This is a genomic window from uncultured Alloprevotella sp., assembly GCF_963536905.1.
Taxonomy (GTDB): Bacteria; Bacteroidota; Bacteroidia; order Bacteroidales; family Bacteroidaceae; genus Alloprevotella.
Genome location: NZ_CAUTBW010000017.1, coordinates 1 through 24,059, shown reverse-complemented (window position 1 = coordinate 24,059; position 24,059 = coordinate 1). Strand labels below are relative to the sequence as shown.

General features: G+C 49.3%; 16 protein-coding genes and 1 pseudogene. 11 read left to right on the top strand and 6 right to left on the bottom strand.

What is annotated here, in order from left to right:
• The first annotated feature begins 35 nt into the window (after positions 1-35).
• From ABLA33_RS04475 to ABLA33_RS04465, 3 genes are all read left to right on the top strand, one after another.
• A complete protein-coding gene (locus ABLA33_RS04475) occupies positions 36-1,139 on the top strand; it encodes a Wzz/FepE/Etk N-terminal domain-containing protein (protein WP_347719398.1) in 1,104 nt (367 codons plus the stop codon).
• Between the two features lie 57 nt (positions 1,140-1,196).
• A complete protein-coding gene (locus ABLA33_RS04470) occupies positions 1,197-2,546 on the top strand; it encodes a hypothetical protein (protein WP_347719397.1) in 1,350 nt (449 codons plus the stop codon).
• A 75-nt stretch (positions 2,547-2,621) separates the two neighbouring features.
• On the top strand, positions 2,622-3,890 hold the full coding sequence (locus tag ABLA33_RS04465) for a glycosyltransferase (protein ID WP_347719396.1): 1,269 nt from the start codon (positions 2,622-2,624) through the stop codon (positions 3,888-3,890).
• A gap of 245 nt (positions 3,891-4,135) precedes the next feature.
• Here the strand turns inward: ABLA33_RS04465 and ABLA33_RS04460 are convergent, their stop codons facing one another.
• The 4 genes from ABLA33_RS04460 to ABLA33_RS04445 form a co-directional block, all read right to left on the bottom strand.
• Positions 4,136-4,945 carry a glycosyltransferase family 2 protein gene (locus ABLA33_RS04460; protein ID WP_347719395.1) on the bottom strand — a complete coding sequence of 270 codons (810 nt, stop codon included), beginning with the start codon at positions 4,943-4,945 and terminating at the stop codon, positions 4,136-4,138.
• Positions 4,946-4,951: 6 nt separating this feature from the next.
• A complete protein-coding gene (locus ABLA33_RS04455) occupies positions 4,952-6,004 on the bottom strand; it encodes a hypothetical protein (RefSeq protein ID WP_347719394.1) in 1,053 nt (350 codons plus the stop codon).
• A gap of 62 nt (positions 6,005-6,066) precedes the next feature.
• Positions 6,067-7,218 (bottom strand): EpsG family protein, encoded by a 1,152-nt coding sequence (locus ABLA33_RS04450; protein ID WP_347719393.1) that lies wholly within the window; start codon positions 7,216-7,218, stop codon positions 6,067-6,069.
• Positions 7,218-8,270, bottom strand: a complete 1,053-nt coding sequence (locus tag ABLA33_RS04445; protein WP_347719392.1) for a hypothetical protein — start codon at positions 8,268-8,270, stop codon at positions 7,218-7,220. The genes ABLA33_RS04450 and ABLA33_RS04445 overlap by 1 nt, the downstream gene beginning before the upstream one ends.
• Before the next feature lie 354 nt (positions 8,271-8,624).
• Here ABLA33_RS04445 and ABLA33_RS04440 point away from each other — a divergent pair, with 354 nt between their 5' ends.
• The 4 genes from ABLA33_RS04440 to ABLA33_RS04425 all read left to right on the top strand — a co-directional run bounded on the left by ABLA33_RS04440 (position 8,625) and on the right by ABLA33_RS04425 (position 17,843).
• Positions 8,625-8,954 carry a hypothetical protein gene (locus ABLA33_RS04440; protein ID WP_347719391.1) on the top strand — a complete coding sequence of 110 codons (330 nt, stop codon included), beginning with the start codon at positions 8,625-8,627 and terminating at the stop codon, positions 8,952-8,954.
• Between the two features lie 415 nt (positions 8,955-9,369).
• A complete protein-coding gene (secDF, locus tag ABLA33_RS04435; RefSeq protein ID WP_347719390.1) occupies positions 9,370-12,288 on the top strand; it encodes a protein translocase subunit SecDF in 2,919 nt (972 codons plus the stop codon).
• Positions 12,289-12,431: 143 nt separating this feature from the next.
• Positions 12,432-15,356 (top strand): excinuclease ABC subunit UvrA, encoded by a 2,925-nt coding sequence (uvrA, locus tag ABLA33_RS04430; protein WP_347719389.1) that lies wholly within the window; start codon positions 12,432-12,434, stop codon positions 15,354-15,356.
• A 279-nt stretch (positions 15,357-15,635) separates the two neighbouring features.
• Positions 15,636-17,843, top strand: coding sequence for a sodium-translocating pyrophosphatase (locus ABLA33_RS04425; protein WP_347719388.1), 2,208 nt, complete (start codon positions 15,636-15,638; stop codon positions 17,841-17,843).
• Positions 17,844-17,926: 83 nt separating this feature from the next.
• Here the strand turns inward: ABLA33_RS04425 and ABLA33_RS04420 are convergent, their stop codons facing one another.
• On the bottom strand, positions 17,927-19,171 hold the full coding sequence (locus ABLA33_RS04420; protein ID WP_347719387.1) for an alpha/beta fold hydrolase: 1,245 nt from the start codon (positions 19,169-19,171) through the stop codon (positions 17,927-17,929).
• 397 nt (positions 19,172-19,568) lie between these two features.
• On the opposite strand from ABLA33_RS04420, the gene ABLA33_RS04415 reads away from it, so the two are divergent.
• The 3 genes from ABLA33_RS04415 to ABLA33_RS04405 all read left to right on the top strand — a co-directional run bounded on the left by ABLA33_RS04415 (position 19,569) and on the right by ABLA33_RS04405 (position 22,494).
• A complete protein-coding gene (locus ABLA33_RS04415; protein WP_347719386.1) occupies positions 19,569-19,796 on the top strand; it encodes a hypothetical protein in 228 nt (75 codons plus the stop codon).
• A gap of 198 nt (positions 19,797-19,994) precedes the next feature.
• Positions 19,995-20,924 carry an acyltransferase gene (locus ABLA33_RS04410; protein ID WP_347719385.1) on the top strand — a complete coding sequence of 310 codons (930 nt, stop codon included), beginning with the start codon at positions 19,995-19,997 and terminating at the stop codon, positions 20,922-20,924.
• 124 nt (positions 20,925-21,048) lie between these two features.
• On the top strand, positions 21,049-22,494 hold the full coding sequence (locus ABLA33_RS04405; protein WP_347719416.1) for a lipopolysaccharide biosynthesis protein: 1,446 nt from the start codon (positions 21,049-21,051) through the stop codon (positions 22,492-22,494).
• Positions 22,495-22,544: 50 nt separating this feature from the next.
• On the opposite strand, the gene ABLA33_RS04400 is transcribed toward ABLA33_RS04405, so the two are convergent.
• Positions 22,545-23,591 (bottom strand): acyltransferase family protein, encoded by a 1,047-nt coding sequence (locus ABLA33_RS04400; RefSeq protein ID WP_347719384.1) that lies wholly within the window; start codon positions 23,589-23,591, stop codon positions 22,545-22,547.
• A 215-nt stretch (positions 23,592-23,806) separates the two neighbouring features.
• Here ABLA33_RS04400 and ABLA33_RS04395 point away from each other — a divergent pair.
• Positions 23,807-24,059, top strand: a pseudogene (locus tag ABLA33_RS04395) (nucleoside kinase); the annotation flags it as partial.

Below are 24,059 nucleotides of genomic sequence, written 5' to 3'. Positions count from 1 at the left end.
GCCGCATATTTCAAGAAGAATCAAAGATTTTGATTATGGAACAAAAGACAAAGGTTTCGGAAATAGATATCATCGGGATGCTGCAAAAGGTGCTCCGTCGTTGGAAGCTCCTCTGCATCTATGTGCTGGTGGGAGCCGTTGTCGGCATTGTTGTGGCTTTCAACACGCCAAAGTTCTTCACAGCCAACGTGGTGTTAGCCCCCGAAATGCTCAGTGGAAGTTTGGGACTCTCAGAGAGTTTGAGCGACATGGCCTCTTCCTTCGGTCTCGACCTGGGAGGAAAGGGCAAACAAAGCGTAGATGCCATCTATCCGCAGATATATCCCGACCTCTTTGCCTCCACTGATTTTATCATACCTTTGTTCAGCGTGAACGTAGTGACCAAGGACGGACAGAAGAAGACATACTTGACCCATCTCGTGCAAGACGTCAAAATTCCTTTCTGGCAGAAACCAAAACTTTGGGTACTGACAGCCATCAAGAAGATGAAGGAAAAGAACGCTGCACCAGGCACAACGGGCATCGGAAAGATGAATCCCTTCCGCCTGACAGAGGACGAGGAACAGATTGTGGACATGGTGCGTGGCTCCATAGGGTGCCAGATTGATAAGAAGACCAACGTCATCAATATCAGTATAACAGATGCCGATCCGCAAGTAGCTGCCATCATGGCCGATACTCTTCAGATGCGTTTGCAAAAATATATCACTCAGTATCGTACGAAGAAAGCGCACGCCGACGAACGCTACTACACGAAACTCCAACAAGAGAGTCGCGAGGCTTATCTGAAGGCGCAAAAGAAATATGCTGATTTTGCCGACTCCAATCAGGATGCTACGTTGGCCTCGGTGCGTTCACAAGAAGATGAGTTGGAAAACGAAATGCAACTCAAATTCAATGTCTATAGCCAAATGCAGGCACAGGTGCAACAAGCCCGTGCAAAAGTGCAAGAGCAAACGCCGGCTTTCACCATTATAGAGAAAGCCACTGTGCCCAACAAACCGAGCAGCACACCAAGATCGATGATTTTGCTCTTTTTCCTGGTGTTGAGTGTCTGCCTCCACGTTGTTTGGGTGCTTATGATTTCTCCAGTTCGGCAAAAGAAGCGCGAGCCGGTTATAGAACTTGACGAAGAATAGTTGGGCATCGCTTTAACTCTACAACTATTCTGCAACGTTCAGTAAAGCAAAATTCAAATGTTAGGAAAGATAAAAGCACTACTGGCAAGTAATGACAACCGTTCAGTAATGCTGCGGCGGAACATACTCTTGTCTGTTGTTCTCAAAATAATAGGCTTGGCCACTTCGCTCTTGATTGTGCCCGTCACGCTCCACTATCTGCAAAAGGAAGAATACGGTATCTGGATGGCTATCTCCTCCGTGCTCTATTGGTTTTCCTTTTTCGATATTGGGCTGGGTAATGGTATGCGCAACTACTTGACCAAATCCATTTCGACAGGTCACTTAGAAATGGGGCGCGCCTATTTGAGTACGACGCTCTGGGTACTCTTCCTCATTGCTTGCGGGCTCGGACTGATTTCTTTCTTTGGACTGAATTATATTGACCTTACCAAGGTGTTCAACACGCGGGCAGTGTCCGACGAAGTGCTGCATGGCGTGCTGTTTACAGCTATTGCTTTCACGCTGGCAAACCTCGTGGTGCGCAACGTGGGCTTTGTATTTGTGGCTTTACAAAAGTATGCGCTCAACGACTTCCTGCTCATCTCGGGCAACATTATTTCGCTCATCGTCATCTTTGTGTTGAGCAAGACAGCAGAGCCGAGTCTCTTCAAGGTGGTACTCGTGTTTTCTGCCACTCCCGTATGTATCTTTCTCTTGGCGGCTATTCCGCTTTTCCGACATTATAAAGGTTTGCGTCCGTCCTATCGTGCCGTTGACCGCCGTTTGGCAGGTGGTATCATCAGTAAGGGGATGGGATTTTTTGTTATTCAGATCACCAGCTGCCTCGTTATCTTCGGTTCGTCCAACCTTTTCATCTCCCATTATTATGGTCCGGCTGAAGTCTCAGTTTATAATGTTGCTTACAAATACCTGAATCTTCTGGCTGTAGGTTATGCTGTAGTGTTAGCTCCCATGTGGAACGCTTACACCGATGCTTATGTGAAGAACGATTTCGATTGGATTCACCATGCCTACAACAAAGCTTTCCGCATCTGGCTACTGACGCTCGCTGGCGGACTCCTTATGCTGCTGTTGTCGGGCTTATTCTATCATTTGTGGATAGGCATTTCGCTGAAAGTGCCCATAGAGATGTCGATCAGCGTGTTCCTTTACATTTCATTCTTCAACCTGAATAATTGTGCCACATATCTCATCAACGGACTCAATAAAATACAGGTGCAAATCTATACATCCATAGTCGTAACAGCCATCTATGTTGTGGTGATGTATTTCTTTGGTACGCGCCTTGAGCCGCAAGGCATCGTGCTCGCTATGGCCGCTTGCTACGCCGTGATGAGCCTTATCCACTGCTATCAGTGCCACCTGCTCATCAATCGCCGCGCTCGTGGTGTTTGGAATAAATAGTTTATAGCGCGTTGAAGCTGCTGATGGAGTCCTACTATGTAAGCCTGTTTATTCATACCTCAAAACTACCTTTCTATGCAACATAAAATCAGTGTTATAACAGTGGTCTACAATGATGTGAAAGGCATCCGTCAGACCCTCGAAAGTTTCTTTTCACAGACATGTGCAGAGAAAGAACTCATCGTGATTGATGGGGGAAGTCAAGACGGTACGGCCGATGTCGTGCGCGAGTATGCCGACCGTTTGGCGTATTGGTGTTCGGAGCGAGACGAGGGAATTTATGATGCCATGAATAAAGGTATCGCTCACGCCACGGGAGAATGGATCAACGTTCTCAATGCTGGTGATGTCTACGCCAATGAAGCTACGTTGCAACAGGTGGTGGATTTTATCGCAGAACAGGGTGCAACGGCCGATGTGATATATGGAGACAGCATTGCAGTAGGGCGCGACTACGACCAATTAGAGAAAGCTTCTACTGATGTAAGTCTGATGGACTACTATCCCATATATCGCCATGGAAGTTCCTTCGTCCGCACGGAAGTGCAACAGCAGTTTCTTTACGATTTGAGCCAGCGCGCTCGCTTGGGGTATGCACTGGATTGGCACATGATTTATCGTGTTTATAAGGCTGGTTATCGTTTCCAAAAAATAAATATCCCCATCGAGCGATACCTTGTGGAAGGAGCGTCGAGCAACGTATATCGTAATTTCTACTATAATTATAAAGTCACGTCCGAGGGGCGTTTCAATTTGCGCCACTTTTTGGTGCTCGCAAAGAGTACTGTGCGCTATGCTTTTTCTCGCTCTTGGCTGTATCGATATTTGAAAGGTTTTGGAACGGAAGTGATGGTGAACGATGTTTTGCCCCATCTGCCGTGGCGTTTGCGCCGTGCATACTTGAAACTCTTAGGTGCAAAAATCGGCAAAGGCTCTTTCGTGATGAAGCGCACTTATTTTATGGCTCCATGGAATGTAGAAATCGGTGAGGGAAGCCATATAAACCGTGGTTGCACGCTGGACGCCCGTGCAGGCATTACTATTGGCAATAGCGTTTCGGTTTCTCACCGCGTAAACATTATGACGGGTAGTCATGATGTGCGTAGTCGTCGTTTTGAAGGCGTATTTGAACCCATAACAATTGCCGACTATGCTTGGCTGGGCATAGGTTGTACGATTCTGAAAGGCGTGCACATAGGCAAAGGTGCAGTGGTGTGTGCAGGCGCTGTTGTAACAAAGGATGTCCCCCCTTATGCGATTGTGGGCGGTGTGCCCGCGCGTAAAATCGGAGAACGGCCGCAGGATTTGGACTATCATTGCTATTGGAACGAGCCTTTTACATAAGAATCTCTCCGACTTAGATTCTCATTTTCAGCAGAGACCTCTCCCGTGGCATCTCCTATGTCTTTCTTGTATAGCTTATGAAAAGTTTCAGCAAATGAAGCTTGGCTGAAACTTCACCGAAACTTTTTCAACTTTTTCTTGGAGCGCATGCGCAGCCGCTATATATGTAGTTGTAAATACCCTTATTGCGTCAGCCCGCGCGCTTATTGTATGGAGGGTTGCAATAGACGCGCTGACGGATTCTTCTATTCGTACTTGCGTGTGAAGAGTTTGCGGAGCGTGGCAGCTATGCGTGTGAGAAAGAACGGGAAGTTGTAAGCGAAAGGTCGGCGCAGGAATAGCGCGAGATAGCTAAAGGTTAGGCCGAAAGCCACTTGCAGGCGGTAGCTGTAAGGATAGGTCTTATGAGAGGCAGAATTATCGCGATTGCGAACGTAATAAATTGCATCTTCGCCCGACATGCGGATGGAGCGGATTCGGCGGGAGATGGTGAACATGAAGAGGGAGTCTTCTCCCAATTTGTATGCTTTGTTGAACCGTTCTGTGCCGATAACTTTTCTTGGAATCAGTTTGCAGCAAGAGCTGGAAAGGAAACTCCGTGCATTGAAGAAGGTGAGTTTTTGGCTACCTTGGAGGCGTTGGAAAACAGATGTAAGGAAGTAGTCCATTCTCTCGCCTGTGCTATCTCGGTACTGTATCACGTTGGCGTGGACAATGGCTTCTGGTGTGGCGCGTTGTAGCAATTCTTCGAGATAGTTATCGGTTACCCAATCATCGTCATCAAGAAAGGAAATATACTCTCCCTTTGATTGGTCAATACCTATGTTGCGAGCGTTCGATACGCCCCCTTTTTCGGTTTGAATGAGCTGGAAGTTGTGAAGAGGGTGCGCATGGATGTATTGCTGTATGCGTCCGAAGTACGGCTCGTTGCAACCATTTAGCACGACCACTACCTCAAACTCTTTGGGCGCTAAAGTTTGGCGACAGAGAGAGTCGAGACATTCCCAAAGATAGTTGGCGGGCTGATAGGTAGGGACGATAACGGAAATCTTCATACTTAACTATTTTGTAGCGAGAATCTGTGTGTAGTCTGGGCGGAGCTTTTCAGCGGTGGCCACACACTGGAGTGAGGAATCCTCTGAGAGTTGTTTCAGTAGCTGGCACATTTGTCCGATGTTGTCGAATATAGGATCGTAGTTGTAGAACTGCCGGCAATAGTTGAGCGAAGGATTGTGGAAAATGAGAACCTTTTTGTGGTTGCTGACACATTCGAAACTCACGCCGCTCACTTGGAAGCGGAACTGGGGCGGATAAGCCAATAGGATAGTATCTGCTTGGAGGAAAAGCTGCTGATACTGCGACTGTGTGAGATAGTGATTGATAAAACGGATATTACCTATTTCTGTTTTTCCTTCTGGGTGGTTTCGCAGGATGAGCAAGATGTTTTCTCGTTTCAGAAAATCCTGTAAATCGGAATCTTTGAGCAGCTGTTGCATAAACACTCTATCTGGACTGGCCGAAGGATGAAAGACAACGTGCCGATAAGCCGACAAGTTGGGTAGTACATTAGTGGCGTTTGACACCTGGAAGGGAGGGATGCAGCCATGGGAGATGATGTCAACATTCTTTATTCCGTTTTCAAGAAAAGGCTGAGCCATCTCGGAATTGAACACGATGAAACGATTATGGCGAGCCAGCCGCTGGAGGAAGAACGTTTTCAGTTTGCTGAAACCAAAGCTTTGCGCATTGCCATGACAAATGATGTGCATATTGCGACAGAGAGGGAAAAGTCCCAGCGTGATTTCCTCACAACTGGATACAATGACGCTGCGATACTTCTGCGGGCGTATCTTCCAGCGGATGAAGAGCAGGGTGAGAATAAAGAGGAGACGATTGAAAAAAGGTCGGTTGTCCCGTTGGTAAAGCCAGGAGGGGAGAATGGCTGCATACTCATCTTTGGAGTAGGGCAATTGATCTGCCAATTCTTTATGTAGCACCAAGCGAACATTGCGATGGGTGGACTTGAGCGCATCAATATGAATATGGTCGAAATTAACGTGCCCCACTTGGTGGATATAATCTACATAAAGGATATCTTTCACAGCTTTAGCCATAAGCTTATTTTGATGTTGTGTATGTTCTTAACGTTATCGAGTTTCTCTTTATTGTATCTGCCTTACTTAATCGTTTCGCTGTACACATCGAAGGTGATGCGCCGCAGGTTGTAGCTCTCTGTGCTAAAGATAACGTTGTCGTAGCGATAGATGACATTGTTGGTGGATTGGTATATCTTGAGCATCGAATAGATAAAGAGGAAGCAGACGAAGAGCCGTCGGTTGTTTTGCACCGCGAAACATTTGATTAAGTCGAGCCATATCACCCAATAACCAAAGGCAAAGAGATAAGAGAAACGAACGCTCAGAACCCGGAATTCGCTTAGGAAGAAGAAGAGTGCAAAATAGATGAGGAGCGCGTTGATAAAGAGGTCGGCATCTTTGCGTATGTCGTGGAGTTTATTGTAGTAGATAAGTACCAATACCCCCGTGAAAAGGCGTTCCAGATAGCCAATGCTGATTTGGAAACCTACGCCAGGTGCCATTTCCATATAAGCATCGATTTTTTGCTTTAGTGTAGGGTCGATGATGCTTGATGCAAAGCTCACTATGTTCATGAGCATAGGGATTCGCATGAGGTAGACAACGTTTCCGATAAGGAAAACGATGAGGAAAGTCCAGCGCCCCCATTTCCGGTGTAAAAAGAAATAAAAAGGGATGAATATCAACGAAGTGGAATGAAAGAGAAACGCCACGCCGCATATAAGGAAATAGGGGATAGGTCGGCGTGCCTCTAAATAGGGCAAGGCGTTAAGGAAGAGCATGATAGCGATAGAGTTTCGCATCAAGTCGGTGGACATCACCAAGCCGCCCATGGCCAGGTATATGATAAGTGCTAATGGCGTGTTCTCAACGTAGCGCGAGAGGAAGCGGGCGAACAAAACGAGGTTGATAGCTGCACAAACGAACGAGAAAAAGAAATAGTTGCTCGAAATGCTCTTACACGTTAGCATCAGTACCATGAAGCCCGGTTCGTACTGCCAATCGGATATGTCTGTCTTGGGTAGTTCCCACCATTTCCAAGTAATGAATGCTCGGTAATATTCTGTCCAGTCGTAGAAACAGAATCCTCGGAAACCGAAGAAGAAGAGGAATACGCCCAAGGCTAACCATGTGAGGCGCTTGCGGATCTTTTCGTTTTTAGTATCATTCGACCACCAGGCCAAAATACTGAAAAAGACAATCAGTGCGAGGTAAGGGATTGAATACTCCATCAACTTTGGCTTTTAGTGAATGAAACGCGCTCTTTGATGACTACAACCCACAAGCCGTCAAGTACTACAAATAAAAACATCCATATCAGAACGATGGTTAGTGGGGAAATTCCGCTCGGATGATTAGGAATCGTAGGGCTTGAAAGCTCCGCAAATACGGGGGCAGCATACTGCACGTCGGCTTGTGCCTTCTCCTTTTGTTTCTGGCGTTGTTCGTAGCGTTGGTAACTGATTTGCATATCGTTTTCCAGCGTTGAGAGTTTTGTGCCAATAGTTTGCAGTGTCACATCCTGATTGGCGTCAGCAAAGGCAGTATAGCGTTCTTTTGCTTTCTCATATTCAGCTCTGCTCTCATACAGAGCTTTCTGTGCGTTGCTTAAAGCGATGCGTTCTTTCTGCGTTTTATAGTCCACCACAAAGCGTTTCAACCGATTCTGAAGCGTATCGGCAAGCGAAGCAGCCACGCGCGGATCTTGATCAACTACTGTGATACACAGAATGCCCACTTTGCGACTATAGATACAAGCCACCGAACCTTGAATAAGTTCAACCATATCTTCTTGCTCATCGGTGAGGCGGAACGGATCGAGCTTATCTTTGCTGGATGTGGCTGTCTTTTTCTTCGGGATGAGGCTCATGAGGCTGCGTTTCGCCTGTGCGGTGAGTCCCAGTTTAGTGTCTTCCACAAGGTGGCGGTAGTAAGTTTTTCTTTCCCCTGTTTTTAGTGTGACAGGAACAGAGAAAAGTTTGATGATGAACGATTTTGTCGAAAAAATATCGGGATATAATGCTGGATACACCCCATCTGCACTCGTGTTAGTATTGAGATCCACATCCAAGGCTTTAAGCGTATTCTCCACGTTCTCAGAGAAAGAGGACTTTCCTGTTTGTTCTGGCGCTAAGAGAGTTTGAGCAGTATAGTATCGTGGAGTTTGTATGGCAACGAATATGCCTATGAGCAAACCAAGTAGTAAGAAAACCACCAGACTGATACGATCTGTGATGATTTTCTTACATATATATTCAAAATCAAATTTGTTTTCTTCACTCATTTGAGTGTGTGCCAAAAAAATTACTATATAGAGCAAAAGTAATTTATTTTTCCCGTTATTCAAAACATCAGTTTAGATTTTCGCGCCTTCTGTCTTCCCCGAAAAAGAAAGTGCACTTTTAGATTTTCCAGTATAGCTCCGTGTTTGTTCGTCTTTTATGTGAATATTTATGGACTAAAAACACCTGTGATTATCTCAATTATAGTCAATAATATTCTTACTTTTTCGTTCTGAAAATGGCTCAAAAATTGGCGCGGAAGGGAGCGGATGAATCGTTTCTCCTTCTTGAGCGTGGATATCCTTATTGTGTCCGCCAGCGCAATAAGGATGTCGGCTGACAGAATAAGGAAACCAATGGATACAATAAGGATGCAGACGAGCAGAGTAAGGGTGTTTTTGAACGAAAAAGAGGAAAGAAGCGGGCCGTTTGTGTTGTTGAGCGGAGCGTTAGAGGAAATTTTCGGAAAAATAGGACAAACTGCTTGCTCGACAAAAGAAAAAAATCGGCAGAAAGCGGAGAAGAATGCTTTTTTAGGAGAAAAGCGAATGTCAAATAATAGGGCGGTTTTGTGGGTGTGTTTCTCTCAGTTTGAAAGCTTATTGTGGCAATCGGTGCGTGAGCATCGAGCGATTGACAGCATGAAGAAGCGAGAGGAGAGCTGGGAAGTGTTGGTGATTTACTGACTTATGGGCATAAAAAAAGGGATACCACTGTATCCCAACCTTGTTAACCTTAAATCTAATACTATGAAAAACACGTTGCAAAGGTAAGGTGGTTTTCTTTATCCTGCAAGTGTCTGAGTATATTTTCTTTCTATAAAATGCTATTTTTAAAGAAATTTAGCAGAACGAGTATCTGTTTGCTCCGTATATTAAGCTCCTTTCACAAAAATATTTAAGCTATTGGAAGAGCAGAAGGAGTGCGTGAAGGAAGGATACAGAGGTGCTGACAAACATACTCATTATTATATATAAAAGCTATAATTTCAACGCGGTAAACCTTTTGTATTGTGAAAAAAACGTATATTTGCACGCTAATTGTACTTATTTTAGCACAAGCTATAAGCAAATTCAATAAAAAACTAAATCAATAAAATCAATGCAAAACAAAGGATTTGTAAAAGTCATTGCAGTCCTGCTTACGCTGATTTGCCTCTTCTACTTCTCTTTCTCTTTTGTGGTGCGCCACTACGAGAGCAAGGCGGAGGCTATGAACGCGAAAGTGGCAGGCTCGGGTGACCGCTACCTTGATTCAATGCGCAACGTGGTTGTTTATCCCGTTGTTGGCAAAACGCTCAAGGATTGCGAGGCCCTGCAAATTGGTCTGGGTCTTGACTTGAAGGGTGGTATGGATGTCATCCTCGAAGTTTCTGTTCCCGATGTAGTGAAAAACCTTGCAGGCGATAATGCTAATACGCCAGCTTTCAAAAAAGCTGTTGAATTGGCTTATGCCGACTACAAGCAAGGTAAGGGCGACTTCGTGGATATGTTCGTTCGTCATTACGACGAAGCCAACGGCTCAGGAAAGTTAGGTGCTGTATTTGCCACTGGCTTAAAGGCTAAGAATATCACATTCTCTTCTTCCGACAACGACGTTCGTAGCGCGCTCAACGAAGAGGTAAATGCTGCCGTTGAGAATGCTAACCTCGTGGTACGCCAGCGTGTCGATAAATTCGGTGTGGCTCAGCCCAATATCCAAATCCTTCGTGGTAAAGGCCAGATCGGTCAGATCATGGTCGAGATGCCGGGTATCAAGGAACCGGAGCGTGTGCGCAAGCTGCTTCAAGGAAGTGCCAACCTCGAATTCTGGGAGACTTACAACCGCTCCGAGATCCAGAGTCAGCTGGCAAGCCTCGATCTCATCGGTACTGCTGCCGATACCATCGCAACTGATACTACAGCTACAGCTAAGCCCGCTGCAAAGACCAGCACGCCTGCCCTGAAGTTCAGCCAGCTTGTGATGAACGCTGGTGGCCGTGAGGGTTGCTCCGTTGGTCTGGCTCGCTTGGCCGATACTGCCGCAGTGAATGCCATTATCAACAGTCCGGCTGCTAAGTCAAGACTGCCGAAGGATTTGCGCCTGGCTTGGGACGTTAAGGCAAACAACGGATTAGTGACGCTCTATGCGCTCAAAGGCAACGGCAACAACCAGACACCGACTATGCAAGGTGCTGTGATTGCCGATGCAAAAGCCGACTTCAACCCCACAACTCACGCTCCTATCGTTTCGATGGAGATGACGAGCGACGGTGCCCGCGACTGGTCCACTATGACAGGTAAGAACGTGGGTCGCGACGTGGCAGTTGTCCTCGATGGCGTTGTATACAGTGCTCCGCGCGTAAATGGTCAGATTTCTGGCGGTAAGACTGAAATCTCCGGTGCTTTCACTATCGATGATACTAAGGACCTTGCCAACGTGCTCAACTCTGGTAAGATGCCCGCGCCTACGAATATCATCTCTGAAGAGACTATCGGTCCGTCACTCGGTGCTGCCTCTATCCAGGCCGGCCTCGAGAGCGCGATTATCGCCTTCGTTCTGTTGATGGTCTTCATGTGCTGCTACTACGGTCTTATTCCGGGTATGGTAGCAAACCTCGCACTGATTCTCAACTTCTTCTTCACGGCCGGTGTCCTTACATCGTTCCAGGCTGCCTTGACGATGAGCGGTATTGCCGGTATGGTGTTGTCGCTCGGTATGGCTGTCGATGCCAACGTGCTTATCTATGAGCGTACGAAAGAAGAGTTGGCCGCAGGTAAGAATATCAAGAGCGCGCTGGCAGCTGGTTACGGCAATGCCTTCAGTGCAATCTTCGACTCCAACCTTACTTCAATCATCACCGCCGTTATTCTGTACAACGTTGGTACAGGCCCCATCCGCGGTTTCGCCCTCACGCTGGGTATCGGTATTTGCGCAAGCTTCTTCACCGCCGTTTGGATTAGCCGTATCATCTTCGAACATTTCCTCAACAAGGACAAGTGGCTCCACCTGACGTTCGAAACGAAGCTCAGTCGCGGTCTGTTGCAGAATAGCAAGTTCAACTTCCTCCAGAATGCTCCTAAAGCTTATGCTATCTTTGGTATCGTTCTGCTCGCAGGACTTGTATCCTTGGGTGTGCGTGGTCTGAGCAAGGGTATCGACTTCACGGGTGGTCGCAACTTCGTGATCGAATTCGAACAGAAGAACACGACGCCAGAACAAGTGAAGGAAGTGGTTGCTAAGACCATTCGCCCGTTGGACAACAACGCCACTGTTAATGCCATCGAGGTAAGTACCACGCAGGGCAAGGCAGTGCGTCTGACAACCAACTATATGATCAATAGCGATGCAGCAAATGCTGATGAACAGGTAGAACAAGTAATCTGGAAGTCGCTTCATGACGCAGGTCTCATCAAGGCCGACTACAATACGTTCAAGAACCGCGACGACCACACAGGAGGCTCCATCGTGAGCGCGCAGAAGGTGGGCGCCAGCGTAGCTTCCGAAATGACTAAGGATGCTATCTTGGCTACGGTGCTCTCCCTCATCGCCATCTTCATCTATATCCTCGTGCGTTTCCGCAACGTTGCGTTCTCCATTGGTTCTGTTGTGGCATTGACCATCGATACTATGCTCATCATTGGTATGTACTCCCTCTGCTGGGGATGGGTTCCCTTCTCGCTTGAAGTTGACCAAACCTTCGTTGGAGCTGTGCTAACCGCTATTGGTTACTCAATCAATGATAAAGTGGTGGTATTTGACCGTATCCGCGAGAACCTGAATCTCTACCCGCAACGTGAGACGGCGAAACTCTTCAATGATTCTATCAACCAAACGCTGACACGTACGTTGATGACTTCATTGACCACGTTGCTCGTATTGCTCTGTATCTTCATCCTCGGCGGTGACAGCATCCGTAGCTTTGCTTTCGCAATGATTCTCGGCGTTGTCTTCGGCACGATGTCCTCTATCTTCCTCGCTGCTCCTATCGCAAACCGCGTGCTGGGCAAGAAACGCGCAGCTGCAGCAACGGCAGAATAAGATTCAAAAGACATATACCTATATATAATATAGGAGTGGTTCTCTCGCAGGGCCACTCCTTTTGCTATCTATGGGAGGAAGAAAGCAGAGGTCAGCAGCAAGAAAAAAATTAGTATCTTTGCAAATCAAGCAAAAAGGCTCTTATGGAAGAAAAGATCCGCGTGAAAGGTGCACGCGTCAATAATCTCAAAAATATAGATTTAGAAATCCCCTTAGGTAAGTTTGTCGTGATCACGGGCCTGAGTGGTTCTGGTAAATCGTCACTGGCTTTCGACACCCTCTATGCCGAAGGGCAGCGTCGCTATGTGGAGAGTCTGTCGGCTTATGCCCGTCAGTTTCTCGGGCGCATGAATAAGCCCGACTGCGACTATATTAAAGGACTTCCGCCCGCCATAGCTATCGAGCAAAAGGTGACGGCTCGCAATCCGCGCTCTACCGTGGGGACATCAACAGAAGTGTACGACTATTTGCGTATGCTCTTTGCGCGAGCGGGCCACACGATTAGCCCCGTCAGCGGGCAGGAGGTGAAGAAGCACAGTAGCGAGGATGTTGTCAGCTGCATGCTGTCCTATTCTCCTGGCACTCGTTTCACGCTGTTGGCACCCATAGTGTTGCGCCACGGCCGAACGCTCCGTGAGCAATTGGCTGTATATCTGAAGCAAGGCATCTCCCGCCTCGATGTCGATTTGCCCAATGCCTCTTCCGACACCTTGCAGGGAGGAACGCTCATCCATATCGACGACCTCCTGGCAGACGAGGAAAAGTTCAGCGAGATAGAGGCAGCCTGGAACGCGCAGCAGGAAACCACGGCTACAGAAAGCGGAACGAGCGGCGTGTACCTACTCATCGACCGCCTCGCGGTGGATAATTCCAAAGATGTCCTAAACCGCTTCCGCGATTCGGTAGAAACCGCCTTCTTTGAAGGAGATGGCGAATGCTTGTTGCGCTTCTATCCGAGCCGCGCTCTGCACCACTTCTCCATTCGCTTTGAGGCCGACGGCATTTGCTTTGAAGAACCCAACGACCAGATGTTCTCTTTCAATTCTCCAGCAGGGGCGTGTCCAACGTGCGAAGGCTTTGGCAGCGTGATAGGTATAGACGAAAAACTCGTCGTCCCTGACACGTCGCTCAGCATCATGGACGGAGCTGTAATTTGTTGGAGAGGTGAGAAAATGGGGATGTGGAAGCAGGAATTCGTACGTAGGCAAAGCCCGAAAGGTTTTCCTATATTTAAGCCTTACTATGAGCTTACCCAGCAAGAAAAAGACATACTCTGGCACGGCGACGCTGAAGAGCGTCAACGGGAAAAGACCGACCAAGTATTCATAGATGCCTTCTTCGACATGCTCCGCGAGAACCAGTACAAGATACAGTACCGCGTCATGTTGGCACGATACAGAGGCAAAACGATATGTCCCACCTGCCACGGCTCACGTTTGAAGCCTGCGGCAGCGTATGTATACGTGGGCGGCCGCAACATTATGGAACTGGTGCGTATGCCCATCAGCGATTTACAACAGTTCTTCAACAATCTCCAATTAGATGAAGCCGATGAAAAAGTGTCTCGGCGTTTGCTGACCGAAATCCGCAACCGCCTGAACTTTTTGTCCGATGTCGGCCTCGGCTACCTCACACTGGATCGTATCTCCAACTCTCTTTCTGGTGGCGAAAGCCAGCGCATCAATCTGGCCACCAGTCTTGGCAGTAGTTTAGTAGGTTCGCTTTATATTCTCGACGAGCCCAGCATCGGATTACATTCCCGCGACACGGGTCGACTTATACACGTGCTCAAGCAGCTGCGGGACTTAGGCAATACCGTTATAGTGGTGGAGCACGACGAAGAAATCATGCGCGCCGCCGACTATATCATAGACATCGGCCCAGAGGCTGGACGCCTCGGCGGGCAGGTTGTGTTCGCCGGCGAAGTAGCCCCCCTCTTGTCCGCCCATACTGCGGAGAGCAACGCGACCGCTTCGTCTGTCGCCACAAGTTCTCAAAGCCACACCGTCAACTATCTGCTCGAGCGCGAAAAGATTCTGTTGCCGAGCAGCCGGCGGAAATGGAACAACAGCATAGAGGTGAAAGGCGCTCGAGAGAACAACCTGCGCGGTATAGACGTGAAATTCCCGCTCAACATAATGACCGTGGTCACCGGCGTAAGCGGATCGGGCAAATCAACTTTGGTAAAGAAGATTCTCTACAATGCGCTGAAGCGTAAGTTGGACGAACCCAGCGACACGCCGGGCGAATTCTCCAGTCTCTGCGGCGACCTCACGACTATCAAAGGTGTAGAGTTCGTTGATCAAAACCCCATCGGCAAGTCCTCCCGCTCAAATCCCGTCACCTATATCAAAGCCTACGACGAAATCCGCAAACTGATGGCTTCGCAGCCTTTGTCCAAGCAGATGAACTTCACGCCCGCGTTTTTCAGCTTCAACGCCGACGGCGGACGCTGTGAAGAATGTAAAGGCGAGGGAACTGTCAAGGTGGAGATGCAGTTTATGGCCGATTTGGTGCTCACTTGCGAATCCTGCCACGGTATGCGCTTCAAGAAAGATGTGCTCGAAGTGCGCTACCAAGGTAAGAACATCCACGACATCCTTGAGATGACCGTCAACCAAGCCGTGGAATTTTTCACTCAGTATGGCAACGAGAAAATCTCCAAGCGCTTGCGCCCACTCCAAGATGTAGGTTTGGGCTACATCAAGTTAGGGCAAAGCAGTTCCACTCTTTCTGGCGGTGAAAATCAGCGTGTGAAACTGGCCTACTACCTAAGCTTGGAGCGCACCGAGCCCACACTTTTCATTTTCGACGAGCCTACCACCGGTTTGCACTTCCATGATATTCAAAAACTCCTCCATAGTTTCAACGCACTCATTGAGCGCGGCCACAGCATTCTCATTATTGAGCACAACATGGACGTTATCAAAATGGCCGACTACGTTATCGACCTCGGCCCTGAAGGCGGACGCGACGGCGGACAGATTGTTGCTGTTGGTACGCCCGAGGAACTGGTGGCGCAGGGTAAAGGCTATACGGCGCAGTATCTCAAGGAGAAGTTAGAATAAGTGCTCACTTAGGCTGCATCCGATCCATTCTATCGTTCAGTCAGTGGCTCGAGGCCGTTAGAATTTCCTGAAAAATCATCACTCCCCTTATCGTGTTCATCATTGCGATAAGGGGAGTGTTTTGTAGCTAAAATTCTGTATTTTGCAAAGTATGGATGCTAAAATATAACTTTTTTGTGTAATTTTTTTGATACATAGAAAATACTCCATATATTAGGCCTTCGAATCAATGAAAGCATACATACTGACAAGAATATCAAACCTTAAATAAAAACATTTATGACTGTAACTCCCCTTTTCTGGCTGGTGCCCATCGCATCAGTAGTAGCGTTGACTATGGCCTGGTTCTTCTTTAAGAATATGATGAAGGCCGACGAAGGAACGCCCCGTATGCGCGAAATCGCAGAGCACGTCCGCAAGGGCGCAATGGCTTACCTCAGACAGCAGTACCTCGTCGTTCTCAAAGTCTTTTTAGTGCTCGTCGTTCTCTTTGCTTTCATGGCCTATGTCCTTAAGATTCAAAATCCCTGGGTACCTTTCGCCTTCCTCACGGGTGGTCTTTTCAGTGGTTTAGCCGGCTTCTTCGGTATGAAGACTGCTACCTATGCTTCCGCGCGAACCGCCAATGCTGCGCGCAAGAGCTTGGACAGCGGTTTGCGTATTGCTTTCCGCTCCGGTGCGGTAATGGGGTTGGTCGTTGTAGGCCTCGGACTCTTGGATATTGCCCTGTGGTTCATCGCCCTCTCCTATGTCTACGGCTCTGACCACGTTGCGCTCATCACCATCACTACCACGATGCTCACCTTCGGTATGGGAGCTTCCACCCAAGCCCTCTTTGCCCGCGTTGGAGGCGGTATCTATACGAAAGCAGCCGATGTAGGCGCGGACATTGTTGGAAAAGTTGAAGCCGACATCCCAGAGGACGACCCGCGTAACCCTGCCACCATTGCCGACAACGTAGGCGACAACGTGGGCGACGTTGCCGGTATGGGCGCCGACCTTTATGAGAGCTATTGCGGTTCCATTCTTTCTACGGCAGCTTTGGGTGCCACGGCCTTTGCTTCGGCTGGCGACATGCAGCTGCGGGCTGTCATCGCCCCCATGATTATTGCCGCCGTCGGCATCTTCCTTTCGCTCTTCGGTATCTTCCTCGTGCGCACCAAAGAAGGGGCAAGTATGAGCCAGTTGCTCCGTTCGCTCGCTGTCGGCACCAATACCAGTGCTGTGCTGATTGCACTCGCGACGTTCCTCATCCTTTATGTCCTCGGCCTCGACAACTGGTTAGGCCTGAGTTTCTCCGTCATCAGCGGTCTGACAGCGGGAGTTATCATCGGACAAGCCACAGAGTTCTACACTTCGCATAGCTATAAGCCCACCCAGACTATTTCCGAGTCGGCCCAAACAGGATCTGCCACGGTCATCATCAAAGGTATCGGTACAGGCATGATTTCCACCTGTATCCCCGTGCTTACCATCGGTGTGGCCATTATGTTGAGTTATCTTTGCGCCAATCATTTCGATCTCTCCATGAGTGCTGAGAGTATCTCGAAAGGACTCTACGGCATCGGCATTGCAGCTGTCGGAATGTTGTCCACGCTGGGCATCACGCTCGCTACGGACGCTTACGGCCCTATCGCCGACAACGCCGGCGGCAACGCTGAGATGAGCGAGCTGGGCGAGGAGGTGCGCCACCGCACGGATGCACTCGATGCGCTCGGCAATACTACGGCTGCCACGGGCAAAGGCTTTGCCATTGGTTCGGCAGCACTCACTGCTCTGGCCTTGCTGGCTTCCTATGTAGAAGAAATAAAAATCGCCATGACGCGGGCCATGGAGAGCGGACAGCAATTCATTGACGCGGCCGGTAATGCCTTTGATCCTTCAAAGGCTTCGATGCCCGAAATGATGGAATACTTCCAGGTGACGCTGATGAACCCGCGCGTACTCGTAGGTGTATTCATTGGCGCGATGGCTGCCTTCCTTTTCTGCGGCCTCACCATGGGTGCTGTCGGCCGTGCCGCAGCCAAGATGGTCGATGAAGTGCGGCGCCAGTTCCGCGAAATCAAAGGAATCCTCGAAGGCAAGGCCACGCCCGACTATGGTAGCTGTGTCGAAATCAGTACGCGCGCTGCCCAGCACGAAATGATTCTGCCCTCGCTCTTAGCCATCATCATCCCCATCGTCACGGGCGTAGTCCTCGGCGTTGCCGGTGTGCTTGGTCTCCTCGTTGGCGGCCTCTGCGCTGGCTTTACGCTGGCTGTCTTTATGGCCAATGCTGGTGGTGCGTGGGACAATGCGAAGAAATTCGTGGAAGAAGGAAACTTCGGCGGCAAGGGTAGCGATGTCCACAAAGCCACGATCGTGGGCGACACCGTTGGCGATCCGTTCAAGGACACATCAGGCCCAAGTTTGAACATCCTTATCAAACTGATGAGCATGGTCAGCATCGTCATGGCCGGCCTTACGGTGGCCTGCAATCTGATGTAGTGGTGCACAATTCCATCAAAAGCCCCGGCTCAACCAAGTATTGCTTTGGTTCAGCCGGGGCTTTTGTGTGTCAGCGAGAAGAGTCAGTGCCGCACAATAAAGTCCACGATGGTTTCCACAACGGGGGTGGCGATGAGTTGCCGAGTGGCGTAGTCATCGGGGCGGGACATGTTCGGACTTTCCGCCATCAGATGGTTCAGCGTAGGCATCCAGCGAAAGTCTACGTTGGGCCTCTTCTCCAGTGCCTGCTGCCATAGTTGGAAGTCGGTTTGGCGCACCTGATAGTCGTGCCCACCTTGTATGAAAAGCATCGGCACTGCGAGCTGCTGCGCCGTTCGGAGTGGGCGGTATTTGCGGTCGAATTTCAGATACTCCTTAGGGAGCGGTGCGAGGGCGGCTCGGTATGCGCTGTCGATTTCAGTAGGCGCGATGTTGTTGAGACGTCCCAGATAGTTCAATTGTTCTTTCATCACCTCGGCGAGAGGGCGCGCAGGAGCGGCCAGAGCTATCATGCCTGCCAAAGGCGTTGTGGCGCGTTGCGCTATGCGCGGCAGTAGCATTCCGCTGAGCGAATGCCCCACCACAAAGATGCGCCGTGCATCCACTTCGGGCAAAGCGCCGGCCTGCTGAAGTGCCGCAAGTGCATCGTCCACAATTTCTTTGTCGTAGTCCATGCCGCCACTGATTTCTACGCACGCCGACCCATAAACAAGGGTGCGCTTGTCGTAGCGGATAGAGGCGATACCATGGAGCGCCAACGAATCGGCCAAATCGCGCAACAAAGCGTTCCGCCCGATAGTCTCGTTGCGGTCGCAAGGGCCGCTGCCCGCCAGCAGTACGGCCAGCGCCACTGGTTTCTTTCGTTCAGTGGGTAGCGTGAGCGTTCCCGGTAGGAATATCTTACCATTCTCAATCTGCACCTCACGGTTTTCCACGCCCCCAACCGCCACTGTCTGCGGTCGCGTGGTAGGTCGGAAAAAGAGTCCGCAGAGCTGTCCCTCGCCATTCCAAGAGAGGAGCGCCATGAGCGACGTCTGCGAAAAATCCAGTCGTATCCCATCGACCTCTACTCCTCCTTCAACCACCGTCCGCTCCCATTCGCCGCGGCCGTTCTCCGTGCCCGCCTGCTGCACAAGCTGTGCGTAGATTCCTCCTAATTGTTGCGTGGAGAGCGCCGCTTTCATCTCGGCGTTGCAGAGCGCATATACGGAGTCGCCCTTTTGTTGTTGCAACCAGTCCAACACGCGTTGCGACCGCCCGAAGTCTTGTGCCACAGCCGCCGATAGGCAGAGCAGTAGGCTGAATAAGATAGAGATGCGATGTATCATAGCCTTTCTTTTTTTGTAGGCAGTTATTGTCTGCCTACTTTGCAAAAATAGGGATTTTTCTTCAGAAAAAGGTGGGAGAAGAGAAAAGCCCCCTCCATCTCCCCCATAAGGGGGAGTGCTCAGCTGCCTCTTGAGGCTCGAGCTGCTTTATTGGATATCGGACTGGTCCGACTGGTCCGACCCGTCCGACAAGCTGTTCTCTCAACAGAATCTCCGACTTGTCCGACCCGTCCGACTTGTCCGAGAACATCTAAAACCTCCCGAAAATTTGACAAGATGCCTTTCTCTGAAAATTTGAGAAAGGCTCTCCTCTTTGCTTTCTGCCAAAATTTTCGCGGCATTTTTGTTTTCGCGGACGGGAAAAATCGAGCGAAATCTTGAAAAAGCAGGAGTTTTCGTGAGATTTTCGATTTTTTCGGCCGTTTTTGCTGAAAACTCTCCTTATCCTGTTCGTCGGTTTCCTTATTGTGTCGGCTGGTTTCCTTATTCTGTTGGCGGACGCAATAAGGAAGTCAGCCAGCAGCCTTATTGTATCGGCGCGCAGGAGGGGGAGGTTGTTCGCTCTCTCCCTTTCGTGCGCGGATTTGTGGCCTTCGTGGGAGGGGAAAAGTGGGAATTCTGTTGATGTTTTTAGCCCACGAAAGGGCACGAATAAGGCGAAGGAGCACGAATCAGTATCGGTTCTCGGACGAGTCCGACTGGTCCGACTCGTCTTAAAGCTCTCGCAACGGTCTTGGTAAACAAAGGCTGGTGTGCGACTGTTCCTATTGAAAAAATCTTAAATTTGCAGCAGCTTAGCAATAGCGCAGTAGCAATACAGCTTATGAAGTACAACAAAGACCTTGATTTTTTTAGGGCTATCTTAATAGGATTGGTCATTCTGATACATATCGTCAATTTTGGCAATATCTACCCCGACATTAAGAATGCAATTCTCGCGTTTTTTATGCCCGCCTTTTTGGTGATAACTGGTTATTTGGTAAACATCGAAAAGACGCTCCGGCAGTTTGCCTTATATCTTTGGAGGATATGGTTGCCCTATATGGTGCTCGTCTTGGGCTTTGCAGGGCTTTCGCTGTATCTGCCCGTCCGCGATGGTATCACGTCGTTCGATGTGCCCACGGTGCTCAATGTGCTCTTTGTGAAGTCGATTGGCCCCTACTGGTTTCTGCACGTCATGATGGTGTGTGGCATCCTCTATTATGCAGCTTTCCGCGTCTTGCCCAAACTCGACATTACGGCCAAATATTCCCTCTTTGCCGCCCTCCTCATCGGCGTATCGCTCCTCACGCCTTTGCTGGACATTCATGCCGCGTTCTATTATTTCTTAGGCGTGGGCGTGCGGCAATATATAGGCGATTTCTCGCGCATCTATAAGGCGAGTCTGTGGCCCATACTTCCGTTCGGTTTGCTCATCGTTCAGCGCGAGTATTGGGGCTGGGGAACAATCGCCATGCTCGTTTGCGTGGTGTCGTTTCTTTGTTTTGCAGCTTATTTCAGTAGTCTCACAACGGGGCGCACCAAGCAGGTCATCGACTACATTGGGCGAAACACTTTCCCGATCTATATCTTCCATCCCATATTTACAATGCTGTCGAAATACTACCTGCCTCTCTTCGGCTTCGACCCTACGGGATTGCTCCACGCCTTTGTGACCGTTGGCGTGGGTCTTGGAGGAACTCTTGCGCTCGCCCTCTTGCTCGACCGCACGCGCTTGTCCTATCTTTTCGGCCGTAAGAGAATTTTGCGATAACCAAGCAGGTGGGAAAGAATAGAAAGAATGTGCTGATAGGAAAAACAAACAAAATGCGGCTTCTCTCAAAGGCTTGCTTTGTGAGCTACATAGAAAAGCGTAATTTTGTCGGAAATAGTTATAAATAGAAATGTCAAGTCTGAAAGAGAAAACCGCAAACGGACTGCTATGGGGCGGTATAGCCAGCGGTTTGCAGCAGTTGCTGAACCTCGTGTTCGGTATCTTTTTGGGACGTTTGCTCACCGATGCCGACTACGGTATGGTGGGGTATCTCACCGTCTTTACTCTCATTGCCGGTTCGCTGCAAGAGGGCGGATTTATCTCGGCACTCAATAAGCGGAAAAACGTGACTCGCGCGGATTATAATAGTGTGTTTTGGTTCAACACGCTGATGAGTCTTTCACTCTATACGCTCCTTTTTTTCTGTGCCCCGTTGATAGCTGATTTTTTCCATGAGCCGGATTTAACTCCCTTAGCTCGCTACGTCTTTGCGGGCTTTGTCATCTCGAGTCTGAATATCGTGCCGCGTGCTTATCTCTTCCGCGAACTAAAAGTGAAGCAGAACACGATTATTAGCTTTGTTGCACTCCTCACTTCGGGTATTGTGGGCGTGACCATGGCGTGGCAAGGCTTTGCTTATTGGGGCATCGCCACGCAATCTATTGTTTACGCCGTCTGCACAACCCTCGGAACGTATTGGGTCACCCGCTGGTGGCCCAGCACCCATTTCTCATTCCGCCCCGTCAGGGAGATGCTGGGCTATTCCGGCCGCCTGATTATCACCAATGTCTTTGTGATTCTTAACCAGCAGCTGTTTTCTATCTTGCTCGGTAAGCTCTTCAATCGTCGCGAACTGGGCAAATTCACGCAGGCTAATAAATGGAACACAATGGGGCATAGTCTCATTTCGCAGATGCTTTACAGTGTGACGCAGCCCCTTTTTGCCAAGATGGACGACCGCGAGCAGCAACGCGCCGCTCTGCAAAAGATGGTGCGTCTGACCGCATGCCTCACTTTCCCCGCTATGTTCGGTTTGAGCGTCATTGCACACGAGTTCATCATCATCACTATCACGGAGAAATGGCTTGCTTCGGCTGTCATGCTGCAACTCCTTTGCGTTTGGGGCGCTTTCGTTCCGATGCAAACGCTTTTCCAGAACTTCCTGTTGGCACGTGGGCGTTCGGGGATTTATATGTGGGGAACAATCGGGCTGGCCATACTTGTGTTTGGCGCTGCATTACTGGTGAGTCCCTACGGATTAGAGTGGATGTTGCGCGTCTTTGTGGCGGTCAACATTCTCTGGCTCTTGTTTTGGCACCACTTTGTTCGCCGCCTGACGGGCTATGGATTGTTGGCATTTCTAAAAGACATGGCGCCCTACTTGGGGCTTTCCGTCGTGCTTTGCATAGGGGCGTACTTCCTCTTCTCCAGCGTGACCCACCTTTGGCTGAGCCTGTTGGGCAAAGTCCTATTCGTAGGCACAACCTATTGCCTCACGCTGTGGATGAGTGGCTCTGCCATATTCCGCGAAAGCTTGCTTTTCCTCTTTCAGAAAGGAAAAGCGTCCTAAATTTTTGATAGCGTTTTATTAGAGCCTTATTCGAAAGAAGAGAATAAGGCTTATTTCTTGCGATATTTCCCCCACAGTTTTTCGCCACTCTGCCAGGCCGCCACGCGCAATTGGTCGAGCAGCGTACAAGCCAAATAAACGGCACAGAGCATCAAGGCTACGCCCAAGAAGTTGAGGCCAAACGGTAGCGCGGAGTGTATATCCTTAACCGCCTGAAAGTAGAAAGGACGGACAAGTGTGTTCTGATGGACGAGATAGACCGTGAAAGCCCCCGCTGCCAACCAGTTAATGGGGCGCGAAAGACTGGGGCGCAGCTGTAGGCGGTCGAAGAGGATGAGTAGGATAACGCCTTCTAATACGTTGATAGGAAAGGAATAGGGGAGGAGGAACGTTTTTCCCAATTGGTAGCAGATGAGTGGCAACCAACGGCCTGAAGCAAACGTGTAGAAAGCGGGAATCAGTAGGCACGCGGCATATACGATTAACAAGGTGCGTGTGCGCAAGGCTTTATAGTCTACATGGAGGCGAATATAACGAGCCAGAACGTAGAGTCCCATAAAGAAAATGGCAGAGTAGCCATATCTGAAATCATCGGAGAAGTGTGCAGCCAAATCGAGCGTTGCGAAAGTGAAGAACGCAATTAGGAAACCTCTCAGTTGTCGCTTTCCAGCCGTCTCTACAAAGGCATTGAGGGCGGGTGCAAACAGATAGAGAAGCAGATACGACCATACAAACCAATAGGAGATAAAGCTTTTTGCAATAGCTATCAGTCCGCCCGTGGGCATACCCTTGAGTAGCAAAACCGTCCCCGAAGTAAGCAGGGCGATGAAGAACACCTGAAAAAGCAGTTTTACGGCTCCTTTCAGTGAAGTGCGTATACCAAACCATCCCGAAATAAGGATGAAGACATCCACACCTATGATGGCCCAATGTTCCACCAATATGCGTACGCCCCAAACCTCCGGAAGCGTCAGAATATCACGCTGCTGAGGCCATCCGAAGCAGGCAAAATCGGCATGAAGGGTGAGAATCATAAACATCGCCATGAAGCGGAGCAGCTCCATATTGGCCAAGCGCGGTTTCTTCTGTATCGTCATGAATTTGTCTTTTTTAGAAATCGTTGGAGTACTTTTCCGGCAAAAATAACCAAAAAAGTCCAAAAGTCAGTATATTTGCCTTGAAGCGCCTGCGGCACTTCGGCGAGAGGAGAAAGCTGAGTCGGACTGGTCTGACCTTTCCGACTGGTCTGAGAATAAGCTATCTCTCCCTCCTCCCAAAGCCTCTTCCGCCGCCAAGGCTAAAACTAAACATTATGCTAACAACCCTCAATATTCGCTGTAAGAATACCGGCAAGTCGCACAAAGTGCCGGCTGGCTACAATCTGGAACAAGTCTATGAGATGCTGGAACTGCATCTGCCCTACGGATGTACTTCCGCAAAAGTCAATAACAAAGTGGAAGGGCTGCATTATACCCTCTTCAACGATAAAGACATCGAGTTTCTCGATATTACTTCCGCTTCGGGAATGCGCACCTATACGCGCTCACTCTTCTTTGTGCTCTACA